General features: G+C 70.7%; 9 protein-coding genes. 2 read left to right on the forward strand and 7 right to left on the reverse strand.

From position 1 onward, the window contains the following. Window positions 1-13: 13 nt before the first annotated feature. Together IF09_RS0133945 and IF09_RS0133950 are read right to left on the reverse strand one after the other, a co-directional pair. The gene (locus IF09_RS0133945; RefSeq protein ID WP_030302457.1) at window positions 14-784 is read right to left on the reverse strand and encodes a 2,3-dihydro-2,3-dihydroxybenzoate dehydrogenase; all 771 of its coding nucleotides are present in this window, start codon (window positions 782-784) and stop codon (window positions 14-16) included. A gap of 30 nt (window positions 785-814) precedes the next feature. Beyond that, a complete protein-coding gene (locus tag IF09_RS0133950; protein ID WP_030302458.1) occupies window positions 815-1,984 on the reverse strand; it encodes a 3-deoxy-7-phosphoheptulonate synthase in 1,170 nt (389 codons plus the stop codon). Window positions 1,985-2,323: 339 nt separating this feature from the next. Here IF09_RS0133950 and IF09_RS42185 point away from each other — a divergent pair, with 339 nt between their 5' ends. Then, window positions 2,324-3,313, forward strand: coding sequence for a transaldolase family protein (locus IF09_RS42185; protein WP_051833378.1), 990 nt, complete (start codon window positions 2,324-2,326; stop codon window positions 3,311-3,313). Here IF09_RS42185 and pabB read toward each other — a convergent pair. Together pabB and IF09_RS0133965 are read right to left on the reverse strand one after the other, a co-directional pair. Next, window positions 3,240-5,393, reverse strand: a complete 2,154-nt coding sequence (gene pabB / locus IF09_RS0133960; RefSeq protein ID WP_030302464.1) for an aminodeoxychorismate synthase component I — start codon at window positions 5,391-5,393, stop codon at window positions 3,240-3,242. The two genes, IF09_RS42185 and pabB, sit on opposite strands and share 74 nt — an antisense overlap. Window positions 5,394-5,416: 23 nt before the next feature. Next, window positions 5,417-6,157 (reverse strand): 50S ribosomal protein L11 methyltransferase, encoded by a 741-nt coding sequence (locus tag IF09_RS0133965; protein WP_051833380.1) that lies wholly within the window; start codon window positions 6,155-6,157, stop codon window positions 5,417-5,419. A gap of 293 nt (window positions 6,158-6,450) precedes the next feature. Here IF09_RS0133965 and IF09_RS0133970 point away from each other — a divergent pair, with 293 nt between their 5' ends. Further along, window positions 6,451-8,382: a helix-turn-helix domain-containing protein gene (locus IF09_RS0133970; RefSeq protein WP_234321249.1), complete on the forward strand. Its 1,932-nt coding sequence runs from the start codon at window positions 6,451-6,453 to the stop codon at window positions 8,380-8,382. A 24-nt stretch (window positions 8,383-8,406) separates the two neighbouring features. Here IF09_RS0133970 and IF09_RS0133975 read toward each other — a convergent pair whose 3' ends face one another. From IF09_RS0133975 to IF09_RS0133985, 3 genes are all read right to left on the reverse strand, one after another. Beyond that, window positions 8,407-9,561, reverse strand: coding sequence for a transposase (locus tag IF09_RS0133975; RefSeq protein WP_037636749.1), 1,155 nt, complete (start codon window positions 9,559-9,561; stop codon window positions 8,407-8,409). A gap of 340 nt (window positions 9,562-9,901) precedes the next feature. Further along, window positions 9,902-10,078, reverse strand: a complete 177-nt coding sequence (locus IF09_RS43830; protein WP_078613617.1) for a DUF397 domain-containing protein — start codon at window positions 10,076-10,078, stop codon at window positions 9,902-9,904. Continuing rightward, on the reverse strand, window positions 10,075-10,444 hold a 370-nt coding region (locus tag IF09_RS0133985; protein WP_234321250.1), incomplete at its 5' end, for a Scr1 family TA system antitoxin-like transcriptional regulator. The genes IF09_RS43830 and IF09_RS0133985, both read right to left, overlap by 4 nt.

The raw sequence follows: 10,444 nt of genomic DNA on the forward strand, positions 1-10,444 counted from the left end.
CTCCCTCTCGTTCTTAGGCACCGAGCGCCGCACCGCCGTCGACGGTGAGGTCGTGCATCGTGATGTGGGCGGCCTTGTCGGAGAGCAGGAAGACCACCGCCTCGGCGACGTCCTCGGGACGCGCCAGCTTGCCCAGCGGGATCCCGACGCGGTACGCGTCCGGGACACCGTCGATGGAGGCCCGCGCGCTGCTCTCGTCCTGCCACATGGAGTTGAGCATCGGGGTGTCCGTGGAGCCCGGCGCCACGAGGTTCGCGCGGATGCCGTACTTGGCGACCTCCAGCCCCAGGCACTTGGTGAACATCGTCGCGGCGGCCTTGGAGGCGGCGTACGCGGACATCTCGGTACGGGCGGTGCCCGCGGCGTTGGAGGCGATCGTGACGATCGCGCCCCGGCGGCGCGGCACCATGCGGTTGACGACGGCCCGGGAGACGAAGAAGACGCCCGTGGTGTTGACCGCGAACGTCGTGCTCCACTCCTGGTCGGTCAGGGTCCGCGCCTCGGCGAGCCGCAGCACGCCGGCGGCGTTGACGAGGAAGTCGAGCGGACCGACGAGCGCCTCGACGTCGTCGACCAGCGATTCGACGTCGGCACTGGAGGTGACGTCGGCCGGGAACGGATCGACCCGGCCGCCCTCCTCGGCGACGGACTTGGCGACGTCGCGCAGGCGGTGGGCGTCCCGGTCGACCGCGGCCACCCGGACGCCCCGGGAGGCCAGGGCGCGGACGATGGCCTCGCCTATGCCGCCGGCCGCTCCGGTGACCAGAGCGATCTTTCCTTCCATGATGGAGAAATCCCCTCTTCTTCTTCGGCCTCAGCCGCGCCAGGCCGAGACGACCTCGACGGCCTGGTCGACATTGAGGCGCGGGTCGCAGAACGAGGTGTACTTCTCGCCCAGTTCGTCGACGTGGTATTTGTCGGAAACGCATTCGTGGACCAGGTCCGGGGTCGTTTCCAGGTGGAGCCCGGCCGCCACTCCGCCGTTGTCGACGACGGCCTTCTGGAATTCCTCGACCTCGCGTACGACCGTTTCCACATAGCGGGTCTTGACGCCGCCGGGCAGGCTGACGGTATTCCCGTGCATCGGGTCGCACAGCCACAGCACCGGGTGCCCGGCGTCGTGCACCGCGCGGACCAGCTCCGGCAGCTTCTCGGCGGCCGTGCCCTGGCCCATCCGGGAGATCAGCGTGAGCCGGCCCGGCTCCTTCTGCGGGTCGAGCCTCCCGCACAGCTCCACCAGCTCGGCCGGGGTCATCTTCGGACCGACCTTGGTGGCGACCGGGTTGGCGATGGTCGCGAAGAGCTCGATGTGGGCGCCGTCCAGCTCGCGGGTGCGCTCACCGACCCAGGGCCAGTGCGTCGAGGTCAGCAGCACCGAGCCGTCCGGCTGGGTGCGCAGCATCGGGCCCTCGTAGTCCAGCAGCAGCGCCTCGTGGCTGGTCCACACCGGGGCCTCGGCCGCGGAGGGGCGCCCTTCGCCGTGCCAGCCGAGCCAGCCCATGGCCCCGGCGGCCGCGCGGTAGCCGGCGATCAGGCGCCGGGGGTCGGGACGGCGCAGCTCCGGGTCCGGCTCCGGGCTGTTGACCATGTGGCCGCGGTAGACGGGGAGCTCGACGCCGCCGATGGTCTCGGTCGGCCGGGAGCGGGGCTTGCCGAACTGGCCGGCCAGCCGGCCCACCCGTATGACGGGCTTGAGCGAGCGCGTCTTCATGACACCGGCCAGCACGTCGAGGAGCGCCGCCTTGCGCGCCACATAGCCGGGAGTGCACTCGGCGGGGTCCTCCGCGCAGTCCCCGCCCTGGATCACCTGCACCTCGCCCCGCGCGGCCGCGGCGAGCAGGACGCGAAGGTCTTCGACGTCCTGCTGACGAACGAGTGCGGGAGCCTCGGCGAGTTCGGCCCTGGCGTTCTCCAGGGCGTCTTCATCCGGCCAAACGGGCTGTTGGCCCGCGGGCAATGATTTCCAGCGTGCAACACCGTGCATGCGGCACCTCCCAGTGCTGTACCTGCCGTGACATCAGATGCAGCCAGAAGTCTGTGAAACAGGCATTCGGAGGAACCACAAGAGATTCGCCACTACGTCAGGTGGGGCCGTATTCGGTCAGGTTGAAAGCAAGCCGCCGCAATAAACCTGACGCAGTGCCCGGGCGTTGGGCCGGGGCCGGCGTCGAACCCTTTAAGGTCCGCACACGTGAGAGGACACGGGACCTTGAAGATCCCCATACCTGACACACCATCAACGGCTCGGTTCATACAGATGTCATGACGTTCTAAGGTCGTGTTCGTGGTTAGTCAAGGAGCTGGAGCGCTGCTGAAGCAACTGGTGTCCGAGGGGGTTTCGCCGTGGCTGAGCACCCAGGACCCCGGGGAATTCGACGCCGGAGCCCGGTACCCGACCCTGGGCGCCCACTTCCACAACGCCCTCGCGCCCGCGGGCAGCAGCCTGGCCCAGCTCCGCCGCGCCTGCGATCTCCTGCTGCCCGTGTACGAGCTGAGCAAGGGCGCGGTGGGCCAGGTCTCCGTGCCCGTCCCCCCGCACCGCGCCCATGACGCGAAGGCCCTGGGCGAGGCGGCCCGCACGGTGCACCGGGCGGTGGACCGCCCCAACGCACTCGTCCGCGTCCCCATGACCCCGGCGGGTCCCCGGGTGCTGTCCGACTGCCTCGCCGAGGGGATCGGGGTGCACGCCTCGATGGTCTTCTCGGCCGAGCGGTACGCCGAGGTGCTCGACGGCTACCTCGACGGGCTGGAGCGGTCCCTGTGCTGCGGCCGGCCACTGGGCGCCGCCCCGATGGTGGCCTCCTTCCCGGCCGGCCTGTTCGACGCGGCGGTCGAAGCCCGGCTGGACGAGCTCCGCGTCGGCGCCCGGCACGAGGTGCGCGGGGCCGCCGGGCTGGCCGTGGCCCGCACGATGTACCGGCTGCGCGAGGAACGGCTGTCCGGGGACTGGTGGCGGGTGCTCCGGGCCAACGGCGCTCCGCAGCCGCGGCTGCTGTGGGGTACCGGCGCCGACGGCGGCGTGGGCGCCCTGGTGGGCTGGAACACCGCGCTCGCCCTGTCCGTGGCCACCCTCGAGGCCGCCGCCCGGAAGCCGGACCTGACCGGTGACACCCTGCTCAACGCCGACGGCGAGGCCGCGTGCGCCCTCCGGGCCCTGGAGCGGCTCGGCGTACCCGCCCGTCAGGTCGCGGCCGTGCTGGAGACGGAGGAGCTCAGCCGCCTCCAGCACGGCTGGGGGGTCAGGACGGGATCCGGTGTCGCCGCCTCTCCGGGAACCGGGTATTCGTCAGAGCCAGCAGCGGAGCCGACTTGACGGCCGTCTCCTCGTACTCGGCGGCCGGATCGGACAGGGCCACCACGGCCCCGCCGACCCCGTACCGGACGCGGTCGGCGGTGACCGTGGCGGTGCGGATCACGATGCTCAGGTCCGCGGCGCCGGACAGCGAGAAGTAGCCGATGGCCCCCGAGTACACCCCGCGCGGACCCGCCTCCAGCCGGTCGATGATCTGCATCGTGCGGATCTTGGGTGCCCCGGTCATCGACCCGCCCGGGAACGCGGCCCGTACGCAGTCCACGGCCGACAGCTCCGGCCGCAGACGCGCCCGTACGGTGCTCACCAGCTGATGGACGGTGGCGTACGTCTCGACCCGGAACAGCTCCTCGGCCTCGACCGAGCCCGGTACGGCGCAGCGCCCGAGGTCGTTGCGGACCAGGTCGACGATCATCAGGTTCTCGGAGCGGTCCTTCTCGTCGGTCAGCAGGTCCGCGATCAGCTCCGCCTCCTCCTGCGGGGTGCTGCCGCGCGGCCGGGTGCCCTTGATGGGCGAGGACTCGACGAGCCCGTCGCGGGAGACCCGCAGGAACCGCTCGGGCGAGGTGCTGAGCACGGACAGCTCGCCGAACTGGAGCAGCGCGGCGAACGGCGCCGGGCTGGTGCGGCGCAGGGTGCGGTACGCGGCCCAGGGGTCGAGGCGGGCTTCGGCCTCGGCCATGTTCGTGAGGCAGACCTCGTACGTCTCGCCGGCGGCGATCTCCTCCAGGCAGGAGTCGATGAGGTCCAGATAGGCCCCGCGGTCGTGGCGCAGCCGTATCTCCCCGCTCGGGGCGGTCGGCCGGGGGGCCGGCAGGCTCAGGCCCGCGACCTGGGCGAGCCTCTCCGCCGTCCCGATCAGCCAGGCGTCGGCCGCGGCCGCGGACTCCTCGCCGGTCCCCTCCACCAGGGCCAGCAGGTGGGTGGTGTGCGCGACGTGGTCGAAGACCAGGGCACGGTCGGCGAAGACCATGGTGGCGTCGGCCACCGGCGAGCGGTGCACGAGATCGCCGCCGCATTCCGCCTTGAGCTCGTATCCGAGGTAGCCGACCCAGCCCAGCGCGAAGTCGAAGGGGAACTCGGGGAGCTCGGTGTGCAAGGAGCGCAGGTCGCGGTCGACCCACTCCAGGAAGGGGGCGGCGACCAGCTCGCTCGCCCCGCCCGCCGACTCGACGGTGACGCACCCGCTCCACACGTCGGCGGTGGCGACCCGGGCGAGCGGGCCGGTGGCATCGCCCATGACCGAGAACCGGCCCCGGTCGCCACCGGGCAGGCTGCTGTCCAGCCAGTAGGCGTGGTCGTTGCCGCGGAAGAGCTGGTCGTAGACGGTCTCGGGGGACCATCGGGTGGGCAGCTCGTGCGTGACCAGCCGCAGCCGGCGGACCGGGGCCTCGGCGGCGGGAGCGGGTGCAGGAGCGGGAGCGGGAGCGGGAGCGGGAGCAGGAGCAGGAGCGGGTGCGGAAGCGGCGGCGGGCGTGGCGGCAGGCCGGCGGGTCGCCGCCGCGTGGTTCGCCCGGGTCAGATCGGCGAAGTTTGCAAGCAGCTCGATCCCGTACTGACTGCAAATCGATTCGGGGTGGAACTGCACCCCCCACATCGGCCGCGTCCGATGCCGCAGCCCCATCAGAATGCCGTCCGGCGTCCACGCGGTGGCCTCGAGCTCGGCCGGCAGGTCCGTCACGGCGAGCGAGTGGTAGCGGACCACCTCCATCGGGGAGGGCAGCCCGGCGAACAGGCCGGTGCCGTCGTGCAGGACGGGCGAGGTGCGGCCGTGCCGGGGCTCCGGCGCACGGGCGACCGTGGCGCCGTGCACGTGCCCGATGCCCTGGTGGCCGAGGCAGATGCCCAGCAGCGGCAGCGGCGAGCGCTCGACGATCTCGGCGCAGATGCCGAAGTCGGCCGCCCTGCGCGGGGTGCCGGGTCCGGGCGAGACCACGACGTTGTCGAACGCGCCGAGTTCCGTGAGCTTCCAGTGCGGGTCGTCATTTCGAACGACTTCCGGCTCCTGACCATTCACCTCGGTCAGATAGTGGAAGAGGTTATACGTAAACGAGTCGTAGTTGTCGACGAGCAGCGTGCGCATGACGAAATATCCCCCCGTCTGAATCAGGCCGAGATTGGCTTGATTTCGAGCAGCATGTGCTCGACCATGTCCTCTCCGTACTCCCCCTCGCGGACGCGGTGGCTCGCCACGGTCGACAGCTCGCGCCCGATTTCGTCCGCCATCTCGTGCAGTGCCGCCAGGTCGCCGCGGTCGCTGAAGTGGAGCAGGACGCGGCCGCCCGGGGTGGTCCAGTGCACGGACTGCTCCAGATACCGGCGGTGCGCCTGGTACCCGGTGTCCACGTATGCCCGCTCGTGCACCGACTTGTACTCGTAACTCTCGGGCCCCATCACGTAGTTGGAGCTCCAGAAGACGACGTCGAACCGCTCGCTCTCGCGCAGACCGGAGAACAGGTCGCTGTGCAGCGCCTGCAGCCGGTCCGCCACCCCGTGCCGCTCCGCGTTGACGGAGGCGTTCTCCACGGCGGAGGGGCTGATGTCGGCCGCCACGACCCGGTCGTATCCGGCCAGCGCGGCGGTCACGGCGATCACGCCGGTGCCGCACCCCATCTCCAGGAACGAACCGGAACGCGGGCTGCCGACAAGCCCGTTGAGACCGAGCAGCTCGAGGGCCACACCCGTCGAAGGGGAGTAGACGGGGGCGAAGACCTCGTCGAACAGGTCCCACTCGCGGTCGCCGAGCGTGAACACCCGCGGCCGGTCCTGCCGGGTCAGCGACAGTCGGCTGCGCAGCAGCGACCGCTCGTAGCTCTGGAGCTGAGACAGCTGTGACACCTGAGACATGCGAACTCCCCCAAGGAAACATCAGGCCGTTGGTGGTGCCGGTGGTGGTGCCGGCACCGGAACGCTCAGTGAGCAGCCTGCCCTTGAGTCAGCCTCGACCAGAAGGTGTTCACGTGACAGCATCGGTCATGGACCGTGGTGACCCGATCACCCTCCGCGTCGCTGACCTGGATCGCTTCTCAAGTGTTTCTTGACCGGTTCTTGCCCCAAGAGATACTTTCAGGCGGGCCAGGGATTGCTTGCACGCGGTTGGTGCAATCGTGAACGGCTTTATGGGGGTCGGGGGAGAAGTCGTGGTTGACCACGCTTACGAAATGCTGGAACTGCTGAACAGAGAGGCGCCTGCGGCTGCCTTCGACGACGTGGTCCGCAAAGCCCGTGAGTCCGGCCTGTCCGGGGCCGCCCTCGCCCAGCTGACCAGGGCACGAGACCAGAGTCTCGGCATCCGCGCACTCTTCGTACGCCGCCAGCAGCGCGAGGCCGGCCTGGCCGCCCTCGTGGACACGGCGCGCGACCTGACCCTGCCGTACGACCTCGACGAGCTGCTGAAGGTGATCACCCGCCGGGCCCGGCTTCTGCTCGGGCTCGACATGGCCTGGGTCAGCTTCGACGACCTCGACGCGCAGTGCTCCAGGGTGCGTTCGGCCGACGGCCATGCCTCCGCGCTCACCATCGGGTTCGCCATCCCGCTGACCGGCGGGGGCGTCGGCAAGCGCGCGGCGGACGGATCGGCCCCGTTCTGGTCGGCCGACTACATGAGTGACAAAACCTTCCAGCACAGCCCCGTCATCGACGAGGTGGTGCAGGCCGAGGGTCTGCACGCGGTCATGGCCGTCCCGCTGCGGCACGCCGGAACCACCCTGGGCGCCCTGTACGTGGCGGACCGGCACATCCGGCACTTCACCCCGGACGAGGTGTCGCTGATGAGTTCGCTCGCCGACCTCGCCACCGTTGCGATCGAAAAGGCCCGGCTGCTGGAGCAGACCCGGTACGAGGTCGTCGAGCTGGAGCAGGACACCTCCCGCGCCCTGGACTCCTCCACCACCGCCCGCCAGCTCCGCGAGACGCACGGCCGCCTGCTCGACCTGGTGCTCCAGGGCGGCGGCCTCGGCAACCTGGCCGCCGAGGCGGTCAAGGGCTTAGAGGGCACGCTGCTCGTACGGGACGCGGCCGGCCGCAACCTCGCCTGCCCGGGCGGCGAGCCCCCCGAGCTGGACGAGTCCGAGATCCGCACCGTCCTGCTGGACGCGCACACCGACCGGCAGCCGCGCAGCACGGCCGACGGGGTGTGGGTCGCCTCGGTCGCCGCGGGCGACGAGATGCTGGGCACGCTCATCCTGGTCTGCGACGAGCCGGCCACCGACCGCCAGATCGAGCTCCTCGCGCTCACCGCCCAGGTCACCGCCGTGGTGCTGCTGATGGAGCAGGGCATGGCCGCCGCCGAGGGCCACATGCGGGACGAGTTCTTCCACGACCTGCTGCGGGGCACCTCGCTGTCCGCGGTGCAGATCGCGGAGCAGAGCCGCCGCCTCGCGCTCGACCTCGACGAACCCCACGTCATCGTGATCGCCCGCCCCGAGGGCGGGGTCCAGGGCCGCGTGCTCGCCTGGGCCGCCTCGTATGCCAACCGCCACCACGGCCTGAAGAGCGTGGACGGCGACATCGTGGTGCTGCTGCTGCCCGGCACCCAGGCCGGGGCCATCGCCCGTACGGCCTCCAAGGAGCTCTCCGAGGTGCTCGGCAAACCCGTCACGGCCGGCTCCGCCGGTCCCGTCGACGATCCGGCCGGGATCGTCCACCTGTACCAGGAGGCCCGCCGGGTCCTGGACGCGGTCGCGGCGCTCACCGGCCCCGGCAGCACGGCGTCCCCCGAGGAACTGGGCTTCCTCGGTGTCCTCCTCTCCGAGAAGCCGAACATCGCCGGGTTCATCAACGACACCATCGGTCCCGTCCTCGACTACGACGACCAGCAGTACACCGAGCTGATCCGCACCATGGAGGCGTACTTCGCCTCGGCCAACAGCCCCTCCAGGGCCGCCGAGTCCCTGCACGTCCACCCGAACACGGTCTCGCGCAGGCTGGAGCGGATCACCGAGATCCTGGGCGAGGACTGGCAGAAGCCCACCCAGGCCCTCCAGGTACAGCTGGCCCTCCAGCTCCAGCGGACCCGGCAGGCCCTGAACAAGGGCCCCCGCGGAGACCAGCCCCGGCAGACCATCGGCTGACGGCCGGCGGGCGCCTCCGGGTGCCTACAGGTCGACGGCCCCCTGGGTGAGCACCCGCACCGCGTGCGCGGCGGAGGCCAGGGTGGTGTGCCGGTGCCAGCCGCCGAAGGAACGGCCGCCGAAGTCGGTGAGCCCGACCTTCTGGGAGACGTCCCTGAAGTCGGCCTCGACGTTCTGCGCCCGCTTCGCGAGCCGCAGCAGCCCGCCGGGAGGCGCCTGCGTCATGTCGGTGACCCAGCACTGCTCGGGCCAGCCGCGCGGATCGCTCCATTCGCCGAACAGCAGCAGCGGCCGGGGCGCCTGCGGCAGCTCCACCCGTACGCCGACCACCAGCGTCGTGCGCTGCTGGAGTGTCAGCGGATCCAGCCAGGTCACCGGACGGCGTAAGGTCCCGGCCATCAACAGCAGCTGGTGCGCGGCGAGTTCACGGTTGCCGCTGCTCGGCAGGACCGGGTCCACGCAGCGGACCCGCATCGAGCCGCGGGCCGAGGCCACGAAATGCGTCCCGGCCGGGCCGAACCGACGGGCCACCGCGGCCGGATCGACGTCGGGCAGGTCGAACACCACAGGGCGGCGGTTCTGGCCGACCCAGTCGCGCAGCTCCTCGACGGCTCCGGCGGCGCACTCGAGCGGGCTGGTCGCCAGTTCCGACTCGTGGACGTTGGGGGAGAGGGGGCCGACGCTGTCGCGCCACTTCTGGGTGAGCGCGAGCCGCCAGTTCACCGGGCAGCTGTGCTCCTCGCCGACGGACCAGACCCCGAACGCCACCTGACTGTTGACCATCTGCCCCCGCTCGGGCACGAAGCGGCGGGCCACCCCGACCGACTCCGTGCCGGCCTTGGAGATGACCACGGGCTGCACGACCCAGGCGCGGGGGCGCAGCGCCCGCTCGAGATACCGGGCGAGGGCGGCCCGTACGGGACCCCAGTCCCAGGTGGACGAGACCACGAAGTGGTGCAGGCTCTGCTCGGCCGCGCGGTCGCCGACGTGCGCCGCGATATTGCGTATCGACTTGCGCCCCTCGGCCTTCAGGAGACCGCGCAGGTACACCTCCCCCTTGCGCCGCTGGTCACTGCGCGGCAGCGAGGCGAACAGCTCGGCGCAGAGCTCGGCGACGACCAGGTCCGGTACGAACCGGCTGCTCAGGGTCTCCAGGCGTTCGAGACTGGGTGCGCTCATGACGGATCCATCCCTTCCCCCGACGTTCTCTCCAGCCCCTCAACCCTGCGGTCGGAGGAGCCGGGAGAACCAGGTGAACCCGTCACACACATTCGGCCCGCGGTGCGCAGCGGACCATCAGCCCGAAAGAACCAGGCGAACCCAAATCACCCTCTGAAGGAGCGCACCCCAACCCTTTGGCCAGGGCAGCAACGATTCGCAGAGTCCTCGAGGTCCGCTGGACCCGGGGTGGACCACCCACCCCACCCGCCCCACGCCCCGGGCATACGCCCCCAAGGGTGGCCGCCCCACCGCGCCGCGGCCCGGGCATGGTGGCCGGCCCACCATGGCGCAGCTCAGATCACAGCGTGCGCGCGAAGGATGCCCAGGCCAGATCGGTAACCTCGACAACCGCCCCGTCGGCCCGCTTGCTGTCCCGGACGGCGACAGTCCCGGCCACGTTCTTCGCCACCTCGACGCAGTCCGAATCAGTCGTGACACTGCTGTAGCTGGACTTCACGAACTCAAAGTGGGTCATGAGCCTGCATACCCCTTGCTGATGGCGTCGATCAGGTTCAGGGAGTCGTGCGGTGAGAGGCTCATCCGTGACACGCGGTCAAACGCCCGGGCGTATGCCTCATTGCCGTCCGCACCCTCCACCCACAATGTAGTCGCGATGCCCTCGGAGTAGCCGACGTCCAATGCTCCGGGGTCAGCGAACGACACGATGTTGAACGCACCCGCGACGGCATGGTGCGCACCCACCCGGAACGGCAGCACCTGCACGTGGATGTTGGGCCGCTTGGAGCCGGTAACAGGATCTTGTTGAGATGTGCTGGTCGGGCGTAACCGGTGCGATGATTCGGCCGTTCGTGGTGGTGTGAGTACTCGGCCGTGGATCGTG

This window comes from Streptomyces katrae, assembly GCF_000717655.1.
Taxonomy (GTDB): domain Bacteria; phylum Actinomycetota; class Actinomycetes; order Streptomycetales; family Streptomycetaceae; genus Streptomyces; species Streptomyces katrae_B.

Excerpts from the sequence above, each read along its gene's own strand:
- pabB (WP_030302464.1), bottom strand. The coding sequence starts at position 5,393 with ATGCGCACGCTGCTCGTCGACAACTACGACTCGTTTACGTATAACCTC.
- IF09_RS0133945 (WP_030302457.1), bottom strand. The coding sequence starts at position 784 with ATGGAAGGAAAGATCGCTCTGGTCACCGGAGCGGCCGGCGGCATAGGC.
- IF09_RS0133965 (WP_051833380.1), bottom strand. The coding sequence starts at position 6,157 with ATGTCTCAGGTGTCACAGCTGTCTCAGCTCCAGAGCTACGAGCGGTCG.
- IF09_RS43830 (WP_078613617.1), bottom strand. The coding sequence starts at position 10,078 with ATGACCCACTTTGAGTTCGTGAAGTCCAGCTACAGCAGTGTCACGACT.
- IF09_RS0133975 (WP_037636749.1), bottom strand. The coding sequence starts at position 9,561 with ATGAGCGCACCCAGTCTCGAACGCCTGGAGACCCTGAGCAGCCGGTTC.
- IF09_RS0133950 (WP_030302458.1), bottom strand. The coding sequence starts at position 1,984 with ATGCACGGTGTTGCACGCTGGAAATCATTGCCCGCGGGCCAACAGCCC.